This is a genomic window from Citrobacter sp. Cpo012, from assembly GCF_030333015.1.
In the GTDB taxonomy this organism is placed as follows: Bacteria; Pseudomonadota; Gammaproteobacteria; order Enterobacterales; family Enterobacteriaceae; genus Citrobacter; species Citrobacter portucalensis.
The window spans coordinates 201,603-224,299 of sequence record NZ_JAOWGR010000042.1; the positions used below are offsets into that span (position 1 = coordinate 201,603).

At 52.9% G+C, this 22,697-nt stretch carries 20 protein-coding genes and 1 tRNA gene; 4 read left to right on the top strand and 17 right to left on the bottom strand.

The window, feature by feature from the left end:
- Positions 1 to 61 precede the first annotated feature (61 nt).
- The 4 genes from OGX90_RS19170 to OGX90_RS19185 are packed head-to-tail and all read right to left on the bottom strand — an operon-like array spanning position 62 to position 4,525.
- Positions 62 to 1,480, bottom strand: a complete 1,419-nt coding sequence (locus OGX90_RS19170) for a YlbE family protein (RefSeq protein ID WP_008785728.1) — start codon at positions 1,478 to 1,480, stop codon at positions 62 to 64.
- Positions 1,480 to 3,027: an acyl-CoA synthetase FdrA gene (fdrA, locus tag OGX90_RS19175; RefSeq protein WP_286573853.1), complete on the bottom strand. Its 1,548-nt coding sequence runs from the start codon at positions 3,025 to 3,027 to the stop codon at positions 1,480 to 1,482. The genes OGX90_RS19170 and fdrA overlap by 1 nt, the downstream gene beginning before the upstream one ends.
- Positions 3,005 to 3,904 (bottom strand): oxamate carbamoyltransferase subunit AllH family protein, encoded by a 900-nt coding sequence (locus OGX90_RS19180; RefSeq protein WP_502872850.1) that lies wholly within the window; start codon positions 3,902 to 3,904, stop codon positions 3,005 to 3,007. Before OGX90_RS19180 ends, fdrA begins: the two co-directional genes overlap by 23 nt.
- 15 nt (positions 3,905 to 3,919) lie before the next feature.
- On the bottom strand, positions 3,920 to 4,525 hold the full coding sequence (locus tag OGX90_RS19185; protein ID WP_186413021.1) for an ankyrin repeat domain-containing protein: 606 nt from the start codon (positions 4,523 to 4,525) through the stop codon (positions 3,920 to 3,922).
- A gap of 390 nt (positions 4,526 to 4,915) precedes the next feature.
- Here OGX90_RS19185 and OGX90_RS19190 point away from each other — a divergent pair, with 390 nt between their 5' ends.
- Positions 4,916 to 5,845, top strand: a complete 930-nt coding sequence (locus tag OGX90_RS19190; protein WP_003825551.1) for a LysR substrate-binding domain-containing protein — start codon at positions 4,916 to 4,918, stop codon at positions 5,843 to 5,845.
- A gap of 42 nt (positions 5,846 to 5,887) precedes the next feature.
- Here OGX90_RS19190 and OGX90_RS19195 read toward each other — a convergent pair whose 3' ends face one another.
- The 6 genes from OGX90_RS19195 to pgaA all read right to left on the bottom strand — a co-directional run bounded on the left by OGX90_RS19195 (position 5,888) and on the right by pgaA (position 12,811).
- Positions 5,888 to 6,160 carry a GNAT family N-acetyltransferase gene (locus OGX90_RS19195; protein ID WP_016157396.1) on the bottom strand — a complete coding sequence of 91 codons (273 nt, stop codon included), beginning with the start codon at positions 6,158 to 6,160 and terminating at the stop codon, positions 5,888 to 5,890.
- Positions 6,161 to 6,171: 11 nt separating this feature from the next.
- Complete coding sequence (gene yjdI, locus OGX90_RS19200; RefSeq protein WP_003825544.1) at positions 6,172 to 6,402, bottom strand: 4Fe-4S mono-cluster protein YjdI; 231 nt, start codon at positions 6,400 to 6,402, stop codon at positions 6,172 to 6,174.
- An 81-nt stretch (positions 6,403 to 6,483) separates the two neighbouring features.
- Positions 6,484 to 6,990 carry a poly-beta-1,6-N-acetyl-D-glucosamine biosynthesis protein PgaD gene (gene pgaD / locus OGX90_RS19205; protein WP_003825542.1) on the bottom strand — a complete coding sequence of 169 codons (507 nt, stop codon included), beginning with the start codon at positions 6,988 to 6,990 and terminating at the stop codon, positions 6,484 to 6,486.
- Positions 6,987 to 8,321 carry a poly-beta-1,6-N-acetyl-D-glucosamine synthase gene (gene pgaC / locus OGX90_RS19210; protein WP_048236716.1) on the bottom strand — a complete coding sequence of 445 codons (1,335 nt, stop codon included), beginning with the start codon at positions 8,319 to 8,321 and terminating at the stop codon, positions 6,987 to 6,989. The genes pgaD and pgaC overlap by 4 nt, the downstream gene beginning before the upstream one ends.
- Positions 8,318 to 10,339 (bottom strand): poly-beta-1,6-N-acetyl-D-glucosamine N-deacetylase PgaB, encoded by a 2,022-nt coding sequence (gene pgaB, locus OGX90_RS19215; protein ID WP_286624527.1) that lies wholly within the window; start codon positions 10,337 to 10,339, stop codon positions 8,318 to 8,320. Before pgaB ends, pgaC begins: the two co-directional genes overlap by 4 nt.
- A 9-nt stretch (positions 10,340 to 10,348) precedes the next feature.
- On the bottom strand, positions 10,349 to 12,811 hold the full coding sequence (pgaA, locus tag OGX90_RS19220) for a poly-beta-1,6 N-acetyl-D-glucosamine export porin PgaA (RefSeq protein ID WP_057067439.1): 2,463 nt from the start codon (positions 12,809 to 12,811) through the stop codon (positions 10,349 to 10,351).
- 816 nt (positions 12,812 to 13,627) lie between these two features.
- Between pgaA and OGX90_RS19225 the strand changes: the two genes are divergently transcribed.
- Positions 13,628 to 14,164, top strand: a complete 537-nt coding sequence (locus OGX90_RS19225; protein ID WP_057067440.1) for a GNAT family N-acetyltransferase — start codon at positions 13,628 to 13,630, stop codon at positions 14,162 to 14,164.
- A gap of 34 nt (positions 14,165 to 14,198) precedes the next feature.
- On the opposite strand, the gene OGX90_RS19230 is transcribed toward OGX90_RS19225, so the two are convergent.
- Positions 14,199 to 14,272: transfer RNA gene (locus OGX90_RS19230), tRNA-Gly, on the bottom strand.
- A gap of 79 nt (positions 14,273 to 14,351) precedes the next feature.
- Positions 14,352 to 15,110 carry an amidase activator ActS gene (gene actS, locus OGX90_RS19235; RefSeq protein WP_020996306.1) on the bottom strand — a complete coding sequence of 253 codons (759 nt, stop codon included), beginning with the start codon at positions 15,108 to 15,110 and terminating at the stop codon, positions 14,352 to 14,354.
- A gap of 166 nt (positions 15,111 to 15,276) precedes the next feature.
- On the opposite strand from actS, the gene idi reads away from it, so the two are divergent.
- Positions 15,277 to 15,831, top strand: coding sequence for an isopentenyl-diphosphate Delta-isomerase (idi, locus tag OGX90_RS19240; protein ID WP_048215592.1), 555 nt, complete (start codon positions 15,277 to 15,279; stop codon positions 15,829 to 15,831).
- Between the two features lie 77 nt (positions 15,832 to 15,908).
- On the opposite strand, the gene lysS is transcribed toward idi, so the two are convergent.
- From lysS to xerD, 5 genes are all read right to left on the bottom strand, one after another.
- Positions 15,909 to 17,426 (bottom strand): lysine--tRNA ligase, encoded by a 1,518-nt coding sequence (gene lysS, locus OGX90_RS19245; RefSeq protein ID WP_003026911.1) that lies wholly within the window; start codon positions 17,424 to 17,426, stop codon positions 15,909 to 15,911.
- 9 nt (positions 17,427 to 17,435) lie between these two features.
- Positions 17,436 to 18,534, bottom strand: a protein-coding gene (prfB, locus tag OGX90_RS19250) for a peptide chain release factor 2 (RefSeq protein ID WP_100194817.1) whose coding sequence is annotated in 2 segments (ribosomal slippage) — positions 17,436 to 18,458 and positions 18,460 to 18,534 — 1,098 coding nt in all. Because the reading frame shifts where the segments join, the coding sequence is not laid out codon by codon here.
- Between the two features lie 91 nt (positions 18,535 to 18,625).
- Complete coding sequence (recJ, locus tag OGX90_RS19255; RefSeq protein WP_234692657.1) at positions 18,626 to 20,359, bottom strand: single-stranded-DNA-specific exonuclease RecJ; 1,734 nt, start codon at positions 20,357 to 20,359, stop codon at positions 18,626 to 18,628.
- A gap of 5 nt (positions 20,360 to 20,364) precedes the next feature.
- Positions 20,365 to 21,078 carry a bifunctional protein-disulfide isomerase/oxidoreductase DsbC gene (gene dsbC, locus OGX90_RS19260; protein WP_234692658.1) on the bottom strand — a complete coding sequence of 238 codons (714 nt, stop codon included), beginning with the start codon at positions 21,076 to 21,078 and terminating at the stop codon, positions 20,365 to 20,367.
- Positions 21,079 to 21,101: 23 nt separating this feature from the next.
- Positions 21,102 to 21,998 (bottom strand): site-specific tyrosine recombinase XerD, encoded by an 897-nt coding sequence (gene xerD / locus OGX90_RS19265; RefSeq protein WP_286573857.1) that lies wholly within the window; start codon positions 21,996 to 21,998, stop codon positions 21,102 to 21,104.
- 113 nt (positions 21,999 to 22,111) lie between these two features.
- Between xerD and fldB the strand changes: the two genes are divergently transcribed.
- Positions 22,112 to 22,633: a flavodoxin FldB gene (gene fldB, locus OGX90_RS19270; RefSeq protein WP_003026933.1), complete on the top strand. Its 522-nt coding sequence runs from the start codon at positions 22,112 to 22,114 to the stop codon at positions 22,631 to 22,633.
- Positions 22,634 to 22,697 lie beyond the last annotated feature (64 nt).

A 22,697-nucleotide genomic window follows, 5' to 3' on the forward strand; every position in this document is an offset into this window, starting at 1 on the left:
CAGGTAAGCAACGTTTTTCGCTTCGCTACTGTGGGGCTAACCGCGTTAGCCCCGGTTATTGTTATTGGCAGTAGCGGTCGCGCCAGTTGAGGATCGCCTTTTCAAAACAGGCGAACGGCGGGTGAACTATTCCGGCGCCGATCATGCCGATCCCCGCGTCTTTGTGCGCAATAGCGGTGTTGATCACCGGCAGAATGCCGGTGCTGCCTACGCGCGTAATATCAATAGCAGTCGGTACGCCCATAAAACCAAGCAGCGGAATGGTGACGTTGGGGTTTTCGCCGAGAGTGATTTCTCGCATCTGGCGAGAGAAATCAACGGCCTCTTCGACCGTACCGCCCACCAGCGCTACGATGGCCGGTGCCGTCGCCATCGCGAAACCGCCAATGCCGTAGGTTTCGGTGATCGCGCTATCGCCGATATCACGTCCGGAATCTTCCGGCTTATAGCCCGCAAACATCGGCCCAATCACCTGCTGCGCCGGACCGGTAAACCACTGGCCCGGTAAGCCACTAATGCGCAGACCGAACTCAACGCCATTGCGCGCCATCGTCGTCACCACGGTGCTGTATTCAATACCGTGTGCAGCGTCCATTGCGGCTTTACACATCGCCATCCAGGTCGGTCCGGAGAAGTAATCACTACTGAGGACGAACTCGAACACCTCACGTTGCTGCTCAACCGGATAGCCGGTCTGAATAATCCACGGCGTCAGCGCCTGAATCAGCAGCGCCGTCCCGGCGTTGTTGCGGTTATGGCACTCATCACCCATGTGCAATGCCTGCGCCAGCATCAGGCGCAGATCGATTTCGCCCGCCAGTTTCATAGCGTCGCGCAGCATCGGTCCCAGCACATCGCGCATCCAGTTCAAACGATCGATAACGCTCTGATCGTTCGCGCCCATACGCAGGATCTTCGCCATCTGCTCGCTCATATTGGTATATGCGCGGTTGCCATAGGTTTTGTTCTCGACGATGTGCATAAACATCGATGCCGACGTCACGCCCGCCATCGAGCCGACACAGTCATGCTCGTGGCACGGAGAGAAGATGATTTCACCCGAGGCGGCCAGTTCCGCGGCTTCATCCAGATCTTTCGCCAGCCCTTCAAAGACCAGCGCCCCGGTTACCGCCCCCTTCATTGCGCCGCACATTTTTTCCCAGCGGATTGGCGGCCCGGCGTGCAGGATGGTATTACGGGTCATGCCCGGCACGACGTTGATCGCCTGGTCATAGCCAATCAGCACCGGATGCGACTGGATAATGCGTTCCAGCGCCTGCTGGTTAGCGGCCGCGATTTTGTCTGCCAGCGGTGAATCGGCAATGTCGTCCAGTGCCGCTACCACCTGCATGTTGCCCTGGCCCGGCGGCGTCCAGTCGAGCTGGGTCACCGGTACGTTCTGCTTTTTCAGGTCATCGCTGAACATTGCGATTCCAACGTTAATCACGTTCAGCGGCTGGTTAAACAGTGTCTGGCTCATCAGGCTTCCTCCCCTTTACAGATAAATTCACGCGCCAGCAATCCGGTGTTGGTGCTACTGCTCGCCCAGATAACCCCGGCGTCGGTCAGCATCTGACACTGTTTTTCCAGCGACGGCGTATCAAGATCGGTTCCCAGCACATAGCCGAGGATCTCAAGCGGACGACCGTCTGCGGTGGCGATCGCTTTGGCTTCAACGATCGCATCGAGCATCACGCCAACCGGATCTTCATGCGATCCAAATCCAAGGACGAAGTCCATCACGATCACGCCAACTTCAGGATCGCGCGCTTCCTGTAACAGACGACTAATGCGGTTGGTGGGATCGATCATCGGGTGCGGTTTGCCATTGGTAAAATCGTCATCACCGAAATCGAGGAAGGTATGCGCCACGCTGCGGTTGAGATCTTTCAGGCGGAATGCCGGATCCGGATGAATGTTGCTGTAAACTTCGGCATGTTTTTCCATGGCAGCAAACATCGCCTCATCGCACAACGTGCCGCCGCAGAACAAGCCGCGGATGTACTTTTGCTGTGGAGTCAGACGGGCGCGAACCTCTTCAATCAGCGGCCAGTTGAGCGGATGCAGATCCAGACTCTCTTTTTTCACGCCGGTCAGCAGTACCGCTTTCAACGCCGCCTCTTTAGTACCGCGGGCAAACTGTAGGCCTTTTTCATCCGCAGGCGCGGCTTCACGTCCGAGGAAACACACCACCACGGGCTTATGACAGGCGCGCGCACGTTCCAGCACCTTGCGCGCCACCGCTGGCGCAGGCGGTTTGGAGATAAGTGCGATGATCTCAGTTTGCGGATCGGCCTCCAGCATGCCAATCGCGTCAAGCATCATCAGGCCACCAATCTTTTCGCTCAGATCGCGTCCACCTGTGCCAATCAGCTGGGAAATCCCGCCGCCAAACTCGTGAATGCGTACGCTCAGTTCCTGGCTACCGGTACCGGAGGCACCAATAATGCCGATGTTGCCGCGACGCACCGCGTTGCCAAAACACAGCGCCGCGCCGTTAATAATGGCGGTTCCACAATCTGGTCCCATCATCAACAGCCCTTTTTCATGCGCCAGCTGCTTAAGCGCCAGCTCGTCCTCAAGAGAGACATTGTCAGAGAACAGCATCACATTGAGGTTATTTTGCAGCGCCTGACGCGCTTCACGCGCGGCAAACAGGCCATTGACCGAGATCACCGCCAGATTGCTGTCAGGCACATGCTTTTTCGCGCTGGCAAGCGTGGCATAGCGCGCTTCGTGCTGACCCCCCTGCTCTTTATGCGTAAACAGTTCATCGATAGCCACCAGCGTTTGCGCGTTTGCTTCGTCGCTCGCGCCTTTAATGACAATCATCAGATCGCCACTTTTCGCCTCTTCCAGTTCAGGCGTCAGCAGGCCGAGATTCTTCAGCACGCCCTTATTCATCTCTGTCGCCATAGCCACAAACGCCTGCTCAACGCCATCGAGCTTATTTGCGCGCGTGGAGATAGACATCAGTGAGACAGAATCAAAATACGTGTTCTTTTTAACAACTATCCTGATCGACATAATTCCCTCCGGACCTGTGGCTCAGGGCGCAGGCATCCGCCATGCCATACAGCATGTCGCAGCCAGAACTTGAACCGATATTTTTAATGTCAGTAATATATTGCGTAGAAACGAGTTGTTGCTCAGTAATAAATTGGTTCAGCAGCCGTCCGATGCTTTCCCGATAACGCTGATTAAATGCTTCCTCTAGCGTTATTTGGCTAAGTAGCGTTGTATTATTTCCTGCACGTTGCAATGCCGCTAAAAAATCATCTCTATATTTCCTCAGCGGATGTCCGGGAATAAATAAAATGGTGCTTAAGCCTACTAAATAATCATCCGATGAGGGCGTCAGCCCTATCCCCAAACCAATTAAATGGCTGACCGCCGTATTAATATTTTCTCCTGTACGCAACGCCGTCAGTAATGTTTGTCGGCGGTTGAGTAATTGACGGGTGATTTCCTGATAAAACGGATTGTCACCCCGGTACAGAAATAATGTGTCGTCGCTTCTTAGCTGTTGGCGGATAACCTCTTCCCAGTGCTGCCAGCCGACTGCGGCAAGGCTTGCTGCATCAGATGTCCACCGTGGTATTCGCCACAGCTGGCAACCGGCGGTTTCTATCCATTTATCATTGCCAACAACTATTCCCGACCCGCTAAAATTGACCCGCTCACCGGGGTGAAACAGGTCTTCACAATGCGTCAGCGCCAACCGACAGCTGTTAGGTGCGTTATCACAATCTTCACTCAGTAACGTCAGCAGCCGCTGCTGTTCGGGTATCAACAGGTTTACCGCGTGGGAAAAAACCTGTTCAACCCGTCCCGTTCCCCGGAAAGTGAGAAACGCGCTGTCTGCGGTTAGCGCCCGTACGCATCGCCGTGATGGCGTAGCGATAATGGCGCTCCTGTGTCAGGCTACGGCCGCAATCAGCAGCTCGGCAATTTCGTGGTACCCTTTCTCTCGCGCCAGTTCCAGCGGGGTTTTACCGTATTTATCCGTCATGTGCGGGTTTGCGCCATGGTCGAGCAGCAGCTTAACGATCTCCTGCTGCTTCGCACCGCCGTCATTTAGCACGATGGCTTCCAGGAGCGGCGTCCAGCCAACAAAATTAGTATGGTTGACATTGATATCGGTACGCAGCAGTAGTTCGCGCACGATCTCGACATGACCTTTTTCGCTGGCAGGTGTAATACCAACGCCGCCAAAACGGCTCAGGCAATTGAGGTCGGGGTCAGCCGGTAATACCGTACGCAACAGCGTTAAATCATTAGTCAGGCAGCTAATCAGGAAGGGATTAAAACAAGTTTGATCTTGTTTATTAATATCGGCACCCGCAGCAATCAATAAAGAAACACAGTCATAATGTTTATTCAGGCTGGCAATAATAATGGCAGTACGCCCCTGGCGGTTGGTGGCGTTAATATCCACATTTTTTGCCAGACAGGATTTTAATCCATCGGCATTGCCCTGCTCTGCCGCCAGCAGAAATTCAGTAATGAGTTCTTTCTCTGACATAATCGCTCTCCTGCAGTTTTTTAGACTTTTTAAATATCCGATAACCTGAGAATAGCAATAGAGTGCAGAGAATAACATCCGCTTAAATTTCATTCATCGTTAGCGCATCGATTATTGAATCAATTTTAACAATGAGAGCAAAACGTGCTGTAGTGCAATGTTTCCCTTATGGCTGGGGCCCTTTTAGCCACTAATCAGTAGTCCGGAAAATCAGGCGGTATGCTGCACGGATAGCGGCCTGCAATTAAAATACAGAAGTGTGATTGCCTTCAAATCAAATGTAAAACTAGTGTTAAATTCTGTTCAAAACTGATTGCTCTGTATAAGGATTACAAATACATTCAACAATCATCGTGGTGCGGATGCGCATTGTCGCCGGAGGGGAGAAAGATGAATTCAATATTTACCGAGGAAAACCTACTGGCATTTACGATGGCTGCCCGCTATAGCAGTTTCAGCAAGGCAGCGGAGGAGCTTGGCTTAACCACATCGGCAATTAGTTACACCATTAAGCGCATGGAAATGGGTCTCGACGTGGTGCTGTTTACCCGCAGTACTCGCAGCATTGAGCTGACCGAGTCCGGACGCTATCTGTTTCGCAAGGCGACCGACCTGCTCAACGATTTCCACGCAATCAAGCGCAGCATTGATACCATCGCTCAGGGAATTGAGGCTCGGGTGCGCATCTGCATTAACCAACTGTTGTATACCCCTCAACATACGGCGCGGCTGCTGCAGGTACTCAAGAAACAGTTTCCAACCTGCCAGATAACCGTCACTACAGAGGTGTATAACGGCGTCTGGGATTCGATCATCAATAACCTGGCCAATATCGCGATTGGCGCGCCCGATACATTACTGGACGGCGGCGGAATTGATTACACCGAGATCGGCGCGATCCGTTGGTCGTTCGCGATTGCCCCGGATCATCCGCTGGCGTTTATGCCTGAACCCATCTCTGAAAGCCAACTGCGCCTGTACCCGAACATCATGGTGGAAGACACCGCACACACCATCAACAAAAAAGTCGGTTGGCTGTTACACGGTCAAGAGTCGATTCTGGTTCCCGATTTTAATACCAAGTGCCAGTGCCAGATCCTGGGGGAGGGCATCGGTTTTCTGCCAGACTATATGGTGCGCGAGGCGATGGAAAAGTCGTTGCTGGTGACACGGCAGATCCACAACCCACGTCAGGATTCACGAATGCTGTTGGCAACCCAGCATTCGGCAACCGGTCGTGTCACTCAGTGGATTAAAAAAGAGTTTGGCCCGCAAGGGATACTGACGGGGATTTATCAGGATTTACTGCATCGGGCGTGATGCACCGGATGGCCGTTATACCTTCCAGTGCATATAAGATAATCAGGCGCGGATATCGTCGTACTCGCGGGTTTTATCAAATTCATGTTTGGCAAACGGGCACAGCGGAATCACTTTGCGGTTTTCAGCGCGCATCTTCTCTACCACTTTCGCCACCAGCAGTTTGCCGACGCCCTGACCTTTCAGACTGGGGTCAACATCGGTATGTTCAATGATACTCAGATGCTCGCCCGTCGGCACAAAGACAATCTCGGCAACCTGATTGCCTTCGGCATCGTTGACATAAAATTTGTTGTGGCCTGCAAGAATTTCCATGCTTCCCTCACTCATTTTTGGCGATATTTCAGAGCACCGCTCGGACAGGTATCGATGACCTTGATGACCGTGGCAACGTCCACTTCATCCGGAATAATCCACGGTTTACGTTTCAGGTTAAACAGCTTCGCGCTTCCCCGCACGCAATTGCCCGAATGCTGACACATCGCCGTGTTGAAGTAGACGTCAATCTTCTCGCCGGTATAGGCCCGGTAACCTGCATCCAGTAGTTCCTTATCCACGACATTGCCTCACATTTTTTTATTGTCTGGTTTAATCATAGACCTATGCGAGGCTGAAGGAAGCGGCTGAAATCAGAAATATCATTCAGGCTTTTTCTGTATCGACGGCTGCGGCTCTGGCGGCAAATACTCCAACATCGCAGGCGTCGGCGGCGGGAGGCGGTTATCGGCAATATCCCTGTCCACATCGATATGACTGATTTCGCCATTCTCATGATGGTGGACCGTCAGCACCCTCGCCTTGTTCAGTTCCGTAACCAGCTCCCGGGTAATACGCAAACTTTCTGCCAGCTCATGGTCTTCAAGCCCGGGTCTGCGACTGCGGCGTTCGACCCGAAAACGAAACTGGTTGTACTTCGCCCAGCCAATCAGCACCAGGCCGTTGACCAGGGCGACAAGGATATAAAACGTGACCGTATCCAGCGTGGTGAAAAAGGGTCGCACCCCCATATACGGTGAATGCGCCAGGGCTGTGATCAGCCCTTTATAGATTAAATAGATAAATCCAACCCAGGCGATGGCCGTCAACAACACATCGATGATGCGCGGCAGCAAACGCCGCTCCGTGAAGATCAGTGGCTGGTTCATGATTCGATCCTCCCAATACCGCGGTCAGGACTCACCCAACGCGCTCTGCCACGTTTGCGTTTGAGCATCACTTTCGGGAATGACACCAGCGTGGTGAACAGGCTTAGCATCCAGTACACCACCGGGAACCAGATAATCCAGAACAATGAAGCGCCAATATTTTTTTCATAGCGTCGTTCAATCATCAGGCTCACCGCAAACTGCAGCAAGCACACCACGCCGAGGATAAGCCCGGTAAAGGCCGGTGGGAACAGATGCTGTACATACAGCGAGTCCGGCATCGGGATCATCAGTCCTAAAAGGAACAGCACGATACTGATCGCATAGGCAAATGCCCAGGCGGTAGAAAAACAGAACTCAAGAAACAGCGGCCACATGCGGCGGAACTCCCACGACCACAGACGACGCATGTTAACGATAAACACCTCTGCACCACCCTGCGCCCAGCGCAAACGCTGCTTCCACAGCCCTCTTAAGGTTTCAGGCATCAGGATCCAGCACAGTGCGCGCGGCTCAAAGAATACCGACCAGTGGCGCAATTGCAGCTTCCAGCTGATATCGATATCTTCGGTGATCATGTCCGGGCTCCAGTAACCGACCTCGGCCAGCGCGCGACGACGAAACGCCGCAACCACACCTGAGACACTAAAGATCTGCCCATAGACTCGCTGAGTACGCTTAATCAAGCCGATAATGGAAGTGAACTCACCGACCTGCACACGACCGATTAACGTAGAGCGGGTTCGAATTCGCGGGTTCCCCGTCACTGCACCAACGCGCGGGAACTGGATCAGCGGAGCCACCATATAAGCGACGGCATCGCGTTCCAGTAACGCATCGCCATCAATACACACCAGATAATCGCTGCGCGCCGCGGCCGCACCGGTCTTGAGCGCCAGCGCTTTGCCCTGGTTTTCAGCCAGATGAATCACCCGCAGGCTGGGGTATTCCACTGCCAGTTGTTCCAGCACGTCGTGAGTGTCATCCGTCGAACCATCGTTGATGGCGATCACTTCGATATTCTTATATCGCTGGGCCAGTGCTGCCTCAATGGTTTCACGCGCATTGATCCCTTCGTTAAAACAGGGGATCAGAATGGAAACCAGTGGATTCCCCTGCAATGTCGGTGGTGGAGTGTCATCTCCCCATTTCCAGTGACGTTCACGGTAAAACCAGAAATAGACTCCGCCGCTTATCCATAAGCCAGACATGAATAAAGGCCAGAAGAAGACGAAGTTCAACATCACTTCACCTGTAAAGATGACAGCCACACCAAACGGCAGGCTGAACATCAGGCAAAGTATCAGGAAAGCAATAATGCGATCGGTCATTTTTGCGGATACCAGTATGAGGAGAACGTCGAGCGAATCTCTGACATCTCAGGTTTGTCGCTGATGAAATCATCCGGGTAATAGCCGTAGTTACCTGCACCGCTTAATTTCAGCTGGCGCATCCATTCGGCTATTTGTTTTCCGCTGATTTCAGCCTGATCCCCGGATTTACGCCAGTCTCGTGCCTGCAGTTCAAACACGGTTTTATCCAGCGCCCCAGGGGTTTGTGCAACGGCATTCACCAGTCGGTCAAGCCATGCGTTGGCATCATTGGCCGGGATCTGTTCCATGAATGGCATCGCCATCGGCGCCGTCCAGTCATAGGTATTGAGGAAATCATTCAGGTTTTGTGCAAACCAGGCTTCACTTTCAGGCTCCAGTACCGGCATGGCGTAAATATTGCGCGCAGTTTGCACCTGTGGACCGCGAATATTACGCACCGTCCGGGTCAGTTGTTTGGTGAAGTCAATCAGCATCTTACTTTTCAGGCGAGTCCAGCGCTCGAACGCCTGAGGATTATTACGTATTTGCTCGATACTGCCCGAAAGCCCTGCGGCACGGTAGGCGGCTAACGCCTCCGGTGACGCATCTTCAAAATCCGTCAGGAAAGCATCGTCATGGAACAAAATACCTTTGAAGCTGGCGTGCTTCGCCAGGTCTTCATAGATTTCAGTGATGCGTTTGCGCGCTTCGCTGTCCCAGGGCGAGAGACGAACATAGTTCTCGTGATTGATAGCAGTGCGTCCCGTTTTCGGATCCCATGCGGTTACGCGTGGAATGGACGCGTCGAGATCGAAAGCCAGAACCGGCATCCAGGCATACACCGTCACCCCTGCCCGCGTTTGTAACTGCCAGGAGATATAGTTAAAGAGATCGGCACGCATCGGCAGCCAGCGGTTGGGGAAATAGAGTTCGCGAATATTCCCGTCGCCCTGCGGATCGGCGTACGCCTGCAGGAAGACATGAGAAATACGCATGTCATAAACGCGCTGGATCAGCTTATCGATATTTCGCTTCTGCTGAGCAGGGTCTTTGTCATACACGTAATCCAGATCGACATGCATCACGCGCATCGTCTGTGGTTCACGGACCTGAGCGACCTGACTGGCAAAGCGCTTAAGGGATGGGTTATCAGAAATCAGCACGCGCGGAATATCATCGAGAAACGCGGCATTTGCCAACCCTTCATTAAGCGTAAAGGCCATCTTATAGCCATGCTCTTTGGCCAGGTTTAACGTTGTACCGTTGGCTGCGCCGTAAGGCCATACCCACGCGCGCGGCGATTTGCCGGTCACCGCTTTGATCTTGTTAGTGATCAGAGAGATATCCGTGTTTATACGTCGCGTGTACTGTTCGTCCGTTTCGTAAGTGCCGGTTTTCTTATCATACAGGCGGTTCGCCACAGCGGGCTCTTTACTCCCCTGCGGGTTGGCCTCAGCGCCAAAGTGCGAGTTCCAGGTGTGCGCACCGACTTCTACCAACGGCGACTTGCCCATTTCTTCGACCATTTTCCAGGTGGCGAATTTGTCTCGCGCGGTCATTAAGCCGCCAAAATCGACTTTTTTGTTGGCTGGCGCATCTACCCAACTGCCTACTGGCGCCCAGAGCGCAGGCCAGTTGTAGGCTTTCAGTAGCGGCCAGACGCGGGTATAAAAACTGCTATATCCATCGTCAAAGGTGAGCAGTACCGCTTTTTCCGGCAGTACAATTTTACCGTCATGGGCGTCCAGAATTTGCTGCACGCTGATCGGTTGATAGCCATTATCACGCAGCCAGGCCATTTGGTCGCTCAACGCGCTGGTACGCACAGAGAGGTAGCGCTGGTCGGCTGCACCATCCTCCACATCATGGTAGCCGAGCACCAGAAAGCTATTTTTCGGCCACGGATGATCCGCCGTCAGCGGCGTTCTCTCTGCGGGAGGAACATAGCGAGGCGTTGTATTGTGCGCGCTGCTGCACGCGGTAATCATCAACCAGCCAGCGATTAATGCGCTAAGCCACAGGCATCTTTTCAGCATGAACAATCCTTAAAACCTGACATTTAAATCGAAAGCGAGGGAGATATTCCGCTCACGTTTACCGTCATAGGGGCGTTTATCCCAAATCAGCATCACCCCGCCGTCTACGACGTTGTTCCATTTAAGCCGTTGGCCGTATCCCACCTGGACGATAGCGCCTGCATCTTCACCTTGCTGCCAGTAGCCACCTACGCCAGCCAGACCTTGCTGCGTCCAGACGGTATCATAGTGGCGGTAAAGAACCTGCTCCGCGCTCAAGCCAGGGACAACGGAAAAATCACTCTTCGGGTTGTAATACGGAACATTTTCTTTGGTGTTGGTGCTCCCGCCGATACCCGGTGTAAAGTCCAGCGTGAAGCGCGGCGTGGTCCACATGCGCTCTTTTCCGCTGAGTCCGTATTCGATGCGATCGTTACCGTCCGAGAAATGTGATGCGGCAAACGACAGTTGATATTCACGTCGTTCGTTTTGATACCAGCGAACAAACATATCGCCGCCGTTGGCATACACGCCACTACGCAGCGCGCGCAACGGGGTATTGCGAGAGAGGCGCTCGGCCGACCCACCAACGCGCCAGTTGTCATTAAAGTCATGCCAGCCGGATAGACGCCCGCCAATCTTCTGACCATCGCCATAATTTCGGCCAGACACTTCCATTTCCGCCCAGTAATCGCGGGAAGTCCATTCTGCACCCGCCGCCAGATCGCGGCTGATGCCCTTCCCTTCCTCAAATTCACCAGTAGCAAAGTTGAATCCGGTAAACAGTCGCCAGTTGTCATTAATTGGCGGACTGTAAATAGCCGTGTTGATGTTGAAGTCATTCTTACCGCTGACCGGGCTATCGGACGAGATCCCCTGCGTACCGCTAATGCGCACTTCCGACATTTTGTGGACATCACGAATACGCGCGAGGCGCAGCGTCGCTTCATCATCCGGGCTACGGGCAATAACGTCATCCGTCAGTTCATCTGCCTGTTTCCACTCCTGAAGATCCAGTGCAACGTAAGCCTGCTGACGTTCCAGCTCCAGGTTGCTTGGCTCAATGACTTCCGCCAGCTTAAGCTCTTTCTCCGCCGCATGCGGCAATCCACGCGCTTCAAGCACAGAGGCATAAGATATGCGCAATCCCTGGTTACCAGAGCCTGTTCGTGCCAGATGCTCTGCGAGCTTTTCTGCCTCTGGCAGTTCATTGGCAGCGATATGATATTGCGTCAGTAGCGACTGTCCGAGCAGCCAGTTATCGTTAGGCTGCGGCGTTGGCGAGCCATAGATACGCCGCAGATACGGACTCTCTTTGATCAAATCATCAACTTGTTTTTTGGCAGCATCGAAGTTTTCATTATCAATGTGCGCGTAGAACAGATCTTGTTGATCCTCAGGACTGAGCGGCGTCACCGGGATAGGTCCATTCGGGTAGTAAATGCTCGCCAGCATCGCTTCGGTTTTTTCCGGCTGACGTTCGCTTAACCATGCTGATGCCACCCAGCGTTTTGCATAGTTTGGTACTTCGCCGCTTGCAGAAAGGGACTCATACTCATCAATCACTTCGGCAGTACGCTTACGCACCAACAAGGCACCCATACGGTCAATTCTCGCCCGACGGACATCATTCTGCGCAGACGGCTCATCTTTCCAGGCCGCCAGCAACTGGTCATAACGGGCCAGCGCTTTATCGGCCACGATAAACCGTTCTTCTTCATTACGTGCGGACGTATAGGAGGAGCGTACCATTTCAGCCGCCGCATCAAGCTCAAGACGGCGCTTCACTGGATCAGCAGTGGGAACGACCTCCGCCATATTTAAAGCGGGTCCGGAAACGCGGTTCGCCGACAGCGCAGATAGCAGCGTGGATTTTGCATTTTTGTTGCCTGGATCAACATCATCCGCCTGGCTGGCAACCAACAGTGCATCCCAGTTTTTCCCCTGAGAATGATATACGTAGGCAAGCAGTGCGTCGGAGTCTGCGCCCGGATGCGCCTGCGCCCATTTATTCGCTTCAGTAAGGGCTTGTTGGTTGTAGCGCGCATCCGCCAACGTCATTATCCAGCCGGTGCGTACATCCACGTTATCAGGCTCTTCCTGTAAAACGCTTTCCCACACTGCCAATGAATCATTCCAGTTTTTCTGGTTACGGTACGCACGTGCAGCGGCGACTTTGCCGCGCGCAGGCACATCCATCTGCCCACGATACCGCTGCCAGATTTGAATGGTTGTTTTATCGTTGTTCTCAACCCAACCAGAAACTTGCAGCCAGTCGGCAACCTGATTTGGCGTTAGCGCACTTTTCTTTCCCTGATCCTCAAGGTAGCGCAATAGTGGCGCACTATTCCCCCCCCGCGCTTCAATAACCAAAGCATCATAATCTGATACCGCAGCAGAGATTTGCATAGGGAAAAGAATGCTTGCCGTAAATAAACAGCTTACAGACTTAAAACGTTTAATGAAGTTGGCATGTCGACGCATACTGAACATATCTGCCCTTATATCTTACACCAGAGTAAAAATAAGCGTTTTCAATAAGTTACGATCAATCCCTGACAGTTGCCGACCATGTAAGATGCACTGCCGCTTATTTCGTAATAGGGTTATGAAGCAATTAATTCTTTCGTCTTATTGACTACCCGCACCGCGTCCTCTAATCGTTGGACAGGAGGCATAAACTCGGGAATTTTATCACTCCATGTAGTTCGTGGCTACGCAATAAGAAAAGTCTTAGGCAAAAAAGTATTTTAGACTAAATAATCCTAATACTCTTGGGATTGAATTCTGGATTTAAACAAAGTTTGCCCGGTGACATCATGTGACGATGCTTACTATTGCTGGTTAGCATAGCTACACCGCGCAACTGTTTGCATGGTAACTATTTTGAGAGGTGAATAGAGAAAAATCTGATAATAGGCTCTCTGCTAACAACAAAATATAACTTAATTTTTAGGGCTCAAACAGGGCCAATGAAATGAAAATAAGGGTACAGGCGCAAGAAGAATTAGATACAGTAACAATGCGTTGAAATCAAACAACTTTATTTATCATTTTTCGAAACCTACCATAATTGGTATTTGGAAACTCAATCAAATACGTGCGTGAATAATTGTGTATTACTCTACCTGTTAATATATTTACCAACCTTGCGTACTATTGACAATATCAACCACAATCAATTATTTCCCCTTACAATATGCAAGCCTATTTGCATTACAAGCAACTGATAGAAGCATAATTTTTTGCACTTACCTTCCCCTCAGACTTTCAGGTAATCTGGGCAAAGACGCCAATGGGAGCCGGTCAATGAAAATCGTTAATGCAGAAGAAAAGCACATCCCCGCCATACGCGATATCTATGCACATCATGTTCTTCACGGTACCGGCAGCTTTGAAACCGACCCGCCGGATGCACACGAGATGCTTGCTCGTCTGGAAAAAATCCGCAGCCTCGGGCTGCCGTGGGTCGTCGCTCTGCAGGAAGATAAGGTCATCGGGTATTGCTACCTCACCCGCTACCGCGAGCGCTATGCCTACCGCTATACCCTTGAGGATTCGATTTATATTGCTCCAACGGCTCAGCGTCAGGGTGTAGGAAAAGCCTTACTGCGTCATGTGATTGGCTGGGCTGAAGCACAGGGTTATCGGCAACTGATTGCCATCGTCGGCGACAGCAATAATCAGGGATCGTTAAAAGTCCATCAGCAGGCCGGATTTACGCAAATCGGCACACTGAAAAACATTGGCTTCAAACATGGGCTATGGCTCGACACGGTATTGCTACAACGTAATCTGGGTGAAGGTAACAGCACGCTGCCACCGGATTCCGGTGTCGCTATCTAACGTTTTTAAGGATTAACTACAGGGAGAGAATTTTTGGAGCGGGCGAAGGGAATCGAACCCTCGTATAGAGCTTGGGAAGCTCTCGTTCTACCATTGAACTACGCCCGCATCGAAGTGCGTAAGGGATTATAAACCTTACGCTCTTCTTGGCAAGGGACTAACCGACTGACTGGCGATTAAATCACCGTCAGCATTTTGGCTTACTGCCCTGCGGCGGCAAATAACGCAGCGGATCGATAGCCGTCGCCCGGTAGCGGATTTGGAAATGCAGCCGCACCGTAGTCGCATCCGAGCTGCCCATCGTCGCGATTTTCTGCCCGGCCTTCACGTTTTGACCGTTGTTCACCAGCATGGTGTCATTATGCGCATACGCAGTGATGTAGTCCTCACTGTGCTTAATCATGATGAGATTACCATAGCCCCGTAGCTGATTACCGACGTAAACCACCTTCCCGGCGCCGGCGGCATAAATCGGTGTACCGCGCGCAGCCGAGATATCAATGCCCTTGTTGCCGCCGTCCGCGGTTGAATAAGGCAGGATCACCTTACCGCTGGCAGGCCACAGCCAGCAACGTTGCCCTACCGGAGGCCAGGAAGACTGCGGTACGGACGAAGACGGTCTGACAGCTGCCGTTTTGGTTGAGGATTTCTTGGTTGTTTTGCCAGAGTTAGAACTGGTTTTCGCGCCACCGCTGACCTTCAGTTTTTGCCCTACTTCAATGGTATAGGGCGGTGAAATATTATTCAGGCGGGCGATCTCTTTCACGCTGGTCCCGGTAGCGCGCGAAATACGGTATAGCGTATCCCCCCGCTTCACGGTATACACGGAGCCGGAATAACTTCCTGTATCAGACGACTTGCTCCCGGAACACCCTGCTAACAGCAGACCGACGCACAGCAACATCACGATACCCAGGCCATTTTTCTTCAGGCGTCCTGCACTCAAAACAATACCTCGCAACATTTTCAGACGCTTTATCATAGCAGCCAGAAACCGGATGCCAAATCATATCGCGCAACGAACCGTCGGCCCTGGCATTTCACACCCTCTGTTAATCAATCTGACTTAATTAAGCATATAATATGGATGCTTAAGATTGATGGTGGACGCTATGCGACAGGAACATGTCATTTTATTGAATGAGCAGGACCAACCCTGCGGAACGCTGGAAAAATATGCGGCGCATACCGCCACAACCCCCCTGCATTCCGCTTTCTCGTGCTGGATATTTAACGAGCTGGGCCAACTGCTGGTCACCCGCCGCTCGCTGCACAAAAAAGCCTGGCCTGGCGTCTGGACCAACTCTGTCTGTGGTCACCCGCAGTTGGGTGAAACCCACGAAGCCGCTATTGTCCGCCGGGCTCGCTTCGAACTGGGTGCAGACATCGACTCGCTCAGCCCCGTGTATGCTGACTTTCGTTATCGCGCTACAGACCCGAGTGGAATTGTGGAAAACGAAGTGTGCCCGGTTTATGCCGCACATATCGTGAGTCCGCTACAGCTAAACCCAGATGAAGTGATGGATTGCCAGTGGAGCAGTCTTGAGGATGTCTTAAGCGGGATTGACGCGACGCCGTGGGCTTTTAGCCCGTGGATGGTAATGCAGGTTGCAGACAAAGAAGCGCGTGCGCTGTTGCGGAATTACTGCCAACAAATTATTGCCTGATGGCGCTACGCTTATCTGGCCTACATAACGAATCGTAGGCCGGATAAGGCGTCAGCCGCCATCCGGCATTTCACATCTTACTTAACCGGGCGCATCGCCGGGAACAGGATCACGTCGCGGATAGTGTGGCTGTTGGTGAACAGCATAACCATACGGTCGATACCAATGCCCAGACCCGCAGTCGGCGGCAGACCGTGTTCCAGAGCGGTAACGTAGTCTTCGTCATAGAACATTGCTTCGTCATCACCCGCATCTTTAGCGTTAACCTGATCCTGGAAACGCTGCGCCTGATCTTCCGCATCGTTCAGCTCGCTGAAACCGTTACCGATTTCACGCCCGCCGATGAAGAATTCGAAGCGGTCAGTGATTTCCGGGTTTTCGTCATTACGACGCGCCAGCGGAGAAACTTCTGCCGGGTACTCGGTAATGAAGGTCGGTTGAATCAGGTGCGCTTCCGCAACTTCTTCAAAGATCTCGGTCACAATACGGCCCAGACCCCAGCTCTTCTCAACTTTGATGCCGATAGATTCAGCAATCGCTTTTGCAGAGTCGAAGTTATCCAGATCGGCCATGTTAGTTTCCGGACGGTATTTCTGAATCGCTTCGCGCATGGTCAGTTTTTCGAACGGCTTACCGAAGTCGAAGACTTCTTCACCGTAAGGCACTTCAGTCGTTCCCAGAACGTTCTGCGCCAGCGTACGGAACAGCGATTCGGTCAGTTCGATCAGATCTTTGTAGTCCGCATAAGCCATGTAGAGTTCCATCATGGTGAACTCTGGGTTATGGCGAACAGAGATGCCTTCGTTACGGAAGTTACGGTTAATTTCGAATACGCGTTCGAAGCCGCCAACCACCAGACGCTTGAGGTACAGTTCCGGCGCGATACGCAGGTACATGTCCAGATCCAGCGCGTTATGATGAGTGATAAACGGACGCGCTGCCGCACCGCCAGGGATCACCTGCATCATCGGGGTTTCTACTTCCATAAAGCCACGAGCAACCATGAACTGACGGATGCCAGCCATAATCTGTGAACGCACTTTAAAGGTATTGCGGGATTCATCGTTAGAGATGAGATCCAGGTAACGTTGACGATAGCGCGCTTCCTGATCCTGCAGACCGTGGAATTTGTCCGGCAGCGGGCGCAGCGCTTTGGTCAGCAGACGCAGTTCGGTGCAGTGAATAGACAACTCACCGGTCTTGGTCTTGAACAACTTACCTTTCGCGCCGAGGATATCGCCCAGATCCCATTTTTTGAACTGCTCGTTGTAGACGCCTTCCGGCAGGTCATCGCGAGCTACGTACAGCTGAATACGGCCGCCAACGTCCTGCAGCGTAACGAATGATGCTTTACCCATAATACGACGGGTCATCATACGGCCAGCAACGGATACCTCAATGTTCAGCGCTTCCAGCTCTTCGTTTTCTTTCGCGTCGAAGTCAGCATGCAGTTGGTCTGAGGTATGATCGCGACGGAAATCGTTCGGGAACGGGATCCCCTGCTCACGCAGGCTCGCCAGCTTCTCACGGCGCGTTTTCAGTTCATTGTTAAGGTCGGCTACCGCGTCAGCGCCCTGTACGTGTTGTTCAGACATGTTGGTTCCTCATAACCCTGCTTTCAAACTTGCTTCGATAAATTGATCCAGGCTGCCATCCAGCACCGCCTGCGTGTTACGGGTTTCAACCCCGGTACGCAGATCTTTGATGCGGGAGTCATCAAGGACATAAGAACGAATCTGGCTACCCCAGCCGATATCTGACTTGTTGTCTTCCATCGCCTGTTTCTCGGCATTCTTCTTCTGCATTTCCAGTTCATAAAGCTTCGCTTTCATCTGCTTCATGGCCTGGTCTTTGTTCTTGTGCTGGGAACGGTCGTTCTGACACTGCGTCACAATCCCAGTCGGGATGTGGGTAATACGCACCGCAGATTCCGTACGGTTAACGTGCTGACCACCCGCACCGGAGGCACGGTAAACGTCAATACGCAGATCCGCCGGGTTGATATCGATATCAATATCATCATCAACTTCCGGATAAACAAACGCAGAACTGAACGACGTATGGCGACGTCCGCCGGAGTCGAACGGACTCTTACGAACCAGACGGTGTACGCCGGTTTCAGTACGCAGCCAACCGTACGCATATTCGCCAGCAATTCTGATGGTTACGGATTTAATACCCGCCACTTCACCTTCAGACTCTTCAATAATTTCAGTCTTAAAGCCGCGCGCTTCAGCCCAACGCAGATACATGCGCATCAGCATGCTTGCCCAGTCCTGCGCTTCCGTACCGCCAGAACCTGCCTGAATATCGAGATAGCAATCTGCGCTGTCATATTCACCGGAGAACATACGACGGAATTCCAGCTGGGCCAGCTTATCTTCCAGCGTGTCGAGTTCTGCTACGGCTTCGTTAAAGGTTTCTTCGTCGTCGGCTTCTACAGCCAGTTCCAGCAGGCCGGAGACATCTTCCAGGCCCTGGCTCATCTGATCGAGCGTATCAACGATGGCTTCAAGAGAAGAACGCTCTTTACCCAGCGCCTGCGCGCGTTCGGGTTCGTTCCATACATCCGGCTGTTCCAGCTCGGCGTTTACTTCTTCCAGACGCTCTTTCTTGGCATCATAGTCAAAGATACCCCCTAAGAACGTCAGAGCGCTCCGTGAGGTCCTGAATGCGGTTATTTACCGGATTAATTTCAAACATTGTCTGATTTCTTTTATTGGACTAGTCAAAATGCGGTGATAAGAGCGGGATTGTAACTAATCCACGCCCTTTTTTATAGCGATTAGTGACGCTAAAGTGGCCAGATATTGTCGATTATAATCTGCAAACTACGGTTGCCGCGAAACTCGTTAATATCCAGTTTGTAGGCAAGCTGAACTTCGCGCACGCCGTTGTCCGGCCAGCAGGTGGTATCGACGTTAAACGCAATGCCGTCCAGCAGCGGACCACCGCCTACGGGCTCGACCATCACCTTCAGATGACGCTCACCGACCAGACGCTGCTGGAGCAAACGGAAATGCCCGTCAAACAGCGGTTCCGGGAACATTTGTCCCCACGGTCCGGCATCGCGAAGCATTTGTGCGACCTCCATGGTCATCTCCGCTGCGCTCAGTGGGCCATCCGACACCACTTCACCTTGCAGTAAGGCGGGATCCAGCCACTCGGTAACCAGTTCGCCAAAACGCTGCTGGAAACGCTCAAACTGCGCCTCTTCAAGCGATAACCCCGCCGCCATGGCGTGACCGCCAAACTTGATGATCATGCCCGGATGAAGGGTGTCCAGGCGCTCCAGCGCATCACGCATGTGCAGCCCCTGAATCGAACGCCCGGAGCCTTTGAGAGTACCATCACCTGCCGGGGCAAACGCTATCACCGGACGATGGAATCGCTCTTTAATGCGCGATGCCAGAATCCCCACAACGCCCTGATGCCACTCGGGATGATACATTGCCAGGCCGCCCGGAAGCGTATCGCTACTGCGTTCCAGCTTTTCACACAGGGTCAGCGCTTCGGCCTGCATACCCTGCTCAATCTCTTTGCGCGTCTGGTTGAGTGCGTCCAGCTCATTGGCCAGCACGCGCGCTTCACCAATGTTGTCGCACAGCAACAGCGCTACGCCAACGGACATATCGTCCAGACGCCCCGCCGCATTCAGCCGTGGCCCGAGGGCAAAACCTAAATCACTGGCTGCCAGCTTTAGGGGGTCGCGATTGGAAATCTCCAGCAGCGCTTTAATACCAGGGCGGCATTTTCCAGCACGGATACGGCATAAGCCTTGCCACGTCAGAATGCGGTTATTGGCATCCAGCGGTACCACGTCCGCCACCGTGCCAAGCGCAACCAGATCGAGCAAATCCGCCAGGTTCGGCGGTGCAATGCCTCGCTCATCAAACCAGCCTTTGTCACGCAGGAAAGTGCGCAGCGCCAGCATCAGATAGAAGGCTACACCAACGCCTGCCAGCGATTTCGACGGGAACTCACAGTCGTGCAGGTTAGGATTGATAATCGCCTCTGCGCCCGGCAGCGTATCCCCTGGCAGGTGGTGATCGGTTACAACGACCGGGATCCCCAACGTTCTGGCATGTTCGACACCCGCGTGAGACGAGATGCCGTTGTCTACGGTGACAATCAGCTGAGCACCACGGGCATGGGCCTGATCAACGACTTCCGGGCTTAAACCATAACCGTCCTCAAAACGATTTGGCACCAGGTAGTCAACGTTACTGCAGCCCAACGCGCGCATCGCCAGGATGCTTAGCGCCGTGCTGGTCGCGCCATCGGCATCGAAATCGCCAACAACGATGATGCGAGTTCCCGCACGAAAGGCGTTGTAGAGGATCTCAACCGCCTTTTCGACACCGTTTAAATGCTGCCACGGCAGCATTCCTTTGACGCTACGCTCAAGCTCCTGCGCGCTGCGCACGCCGCGACTGGCGTATAAACGGCGCAGCAGTGGCGGCAAGTCGGCAGGTAACTCGGCTGTCTCGTCGGCCTCACGCCGACGAAGTTGTATCTGTTGTTTCACGCGAATTATTTACCGCTGGTCTGTTTTGCATGTGCGTCGAGGAATTCTTTCATCTCTTTCGGGCCCTGATAACCAGGTACGACATAGCCATTGCTCAGCACAATCGCCGGTGTACCGCTGACGCCAAACTGTACGCCCAGCGCATAGTGGTTAGCGATATCCACATCACAGGTCGCCGCTTTCACGCCCTTGCCAGTCATCGCGTCGTCAAAGGCTTTGTTTTTGTCCTTAGCACACCAGATAGACTTCATGTCCTGCTCAGCCTGACTGTCCAGCCCCTGACGTGGGAAGGCCAGATAACGTACGGTGATCCCCAACGCATTGTAATCTTTCATCTCTTCATGCAGCTTGTGGCAGTAACCACAAGTGATGTCGGTGAAAACGGTAATGACGTGTTTTTCCTGCGGCGCTTTGTAGATGATCATCTCTTTTTCCAGCGCGTTCAGATGCTTCATCAGCAGTTGGTTGGTGACATTCACCGGACTTGCGCCGCTCACGTCGTACATCGGTCCCTGGATAATATGTTTACCGTCTTCGGTAACGTACAGCACGCCGCTATTGGTCAGTACGGTTTTCATGCCCGCAACCGGAGCAGGTTGAATCTCGGTGCTCTGCACACCCAGCTTTGCTAATGACTGACGAATTGCCGCGTCGTCTGCATGTACCATGCCGGAAAACGCCGTCGCCAGCAGGGTGAACATCATAAAACTTTTTTTCATAGCCTATCCTATCCTGTCAGCACTCACGCTCGCGGGTGATGCTGTTGATGTAGTTGCCGCAAGCGCTCCGTTGCGACATGAGTATAAATTTGCGTTGTCGAGAGATCGCTATGCCCCAGTAGCATCTGCACCACGCGCAGGTCTGCGCCATGGTTGAGCAGATGCGTGGCAAACGCGTGCCGCAGGACGTGCGGTGACAGCTTTTCGCTGTCGATTCCCGCCAACACAGCATAGTGTTTGATACGATGCCAGAAGGTCTGACGGGTCATCTGTTGCGCCCGCTGACTAGGAAACAGCACATCAATCGATACGCCGTTGAGCAACCATGGACGCCCGTGCTCCAGATACGTTTCCAGCCAGTACACTGCCTCCTCACCCAACGGGACAAGGCGCTCTTTGTTACCTTTACCGATCACCCGTACCACACCCTGACGCAGGCTGACGTCACTCATCGTCAGTCCTACCAGTTCAGACACGCGCAGGCCTGTTGCATACAGCACTTCCAGCATGGCTTTGTCGCGTAGCTCCAGCGGTTGCTCAATAAGCGGCGCTTGTAGCAGCCGCTCAACCTGCGCTTCGCTGAGATCTTTAGGCAGGCGCTGCGGAAGTTTAGGTGATGCAAGCGAGGCGCTGGGGTCATCTTCGCGATATTTTTCGCGGTACAGATGCTGAAAAAAACGTCGCGTCGCACTGAGCAAACGTGCGGAACTGGTGGCTTTATACCCTCCATCCATCCGCTCAGCCAGCAAGGCTTGCAGATCATCACTTTGCGCGGTCGCAAGCGAAGCGCCGCGGTGATGTAACCATTCCACAAGCATGATCAGATCGCGACGATACGCACTTAATGTGTTTTCCGCCAGATTTCGTTCCAGCCACAGGGCATCAAGAAACTGCTCGATGCGCGCCAGATCCTGTTCCACTCGCGCCCCTTATTCCACTCTCATTTTTGATGCATTATGCCTCATTGTGCCGTGAATGCGGCGATTCTGTTACACTACCCGCAACGCTACAGCAGAATTGAGATGTTTACGTCATGAACATGGGTCTTTTTTACGGTTCCAGCACCTGCTACACCGAAATGGCAGCAGAAAAAATCCGCGATATCCTGGGTCCCGAACTGGTGACACTGCACAACCTCAAAGACGATTCCCCGACCCTAATGGAGCAATATGACGTGCTCATTTTGGGCATCCCAACCTGGGATTTCGGTGAAATTCAGGAGGACTGGGAAGCGGTCTGGGAGCAACTGGACGACCTCAACCTGGAAGGCAAGATTGTCGCACTTTACGGTATGGGCGATCAGTTGGGATACGGCGAATGGTTCCTGGATGCGTTGGGTATGCTGCACGATAAACTGATCACCAAAGGTGTAAAGTTTGTCGGCTACTGGCCCACCGAAGGCTACGAATTCACCAGCGATAAACCCGTCATTGCTGATGGACAACTGTTTGTTGGCCTGGCGCTGGATGAGACAAACCAGTACGATCTCAGCGATGAACGCATTCAGGCCTGGTGCGAGCAAATTCTTGGGGAAATGGCCGAGCACTGGTCCTGATAACCGATTTGCCGGATGACGGCGTAAATGCGTTATCCGGCCTGCATGACGCACCTAACTGTAG

Excerpts from the sequence above, each read along its gene's own strand:
- OGX90_RS19170 (WP_008785728.1), bottom strand. The coding sequence starts at position 1,480 with ATGAGCCAGACACTGTTTAACCAGCCGCTGAACGTGATTAACGTTGGA.
- fdrA (WP_286573853.1), bottom strand. The coding sequence starts at position 3,027 with ATGTCGATCAGGATAGTTGTTAAAAAGAACACGTATTTTGATTCTGTC.
- OGX90_RS19185 (WP_186413021.1), bottom strand. The coding sequence starts at position 4,525 with ATGTCAGAGAAAGAACTCATTACTGAATTTCTGCTGGCGGCAGAGCAG.
- OGX90_RS19190 (WP_003825551.1), top strand. The coding sequence starts at position 4,916 with ATGAATTCAATATTTACCGAGGAAAACCTACTGGCATTTACGATGGCT.
- OGX90_RS19195 (WP_016157396.1), bottom strand. The coding sequence starts at position 6,160 with ATGGAAATTCTTGCAGGCCACAACAAATTTTATGTCAACGATGCCGAA.
- pgaD (WP_003825542.1), bottom strand. The coding sequence starts at position 6,990 with ATGAACCAGCCACTGATCTTCACGGAGCGGCGTTTGCTGCCGCGCATC.
- pgaC (WP_048236716.1), bottom strand. The coding sequence starts at position 8,321 with ATGACCGATCGCATTATTGCTTTCCTGATACTTTGCCTGATGTTCAGC.
- pgaB (WP_286624527.1), bottom strand. The coding sequence starts at position 10,339 with ATGCTGAAAAGATGCCTGTGGCTTAGCGCATTAATCGCTGGCTGGTTG.
- pgaA (WP_057067439.1), bottom strand. The coding sequence starts at position 12,811 with ATGTTCAGTATGCGTCGACATGCCAACTTCATTAAACGTTTTAAGTCT.
- OGX90_RS19225 (WP_057067440.1), top strand. The coding sequence starts at position 13,628 with ATGAAAATCGTTAATGCAGAAGAAAAGCACATCCCCGCCATACGCGAT.
- idi (WP_048215592.1), top strand. The coding sequence starts at position 15,277 with ATGCGACAGGAACATGTCATTTTATTGAATGAGCAGGACCAACCCTGC.
- lysS (WP_003026911.1), bottom strand. The coding sequence starts at position 17,426 with ATGTCTGAACAACACGTACAGGGCGCTGACGCGGTAGCCGACCTTAAC.
- dsbC (WP_234692658.1), bottom strand. The coding sequence starts at position 21,078 with ATGAAAAAAAGTTTTATGATGTTCACCCTGCTGGCGACGGCGTTTTCC.
- fldB (WP_003026933.1), top strand. The coding sequence starts at position 22,112 with ATGAACATGGGTCTTTTTTACGGTTCCAGCACCTGCTACACCGAAATG.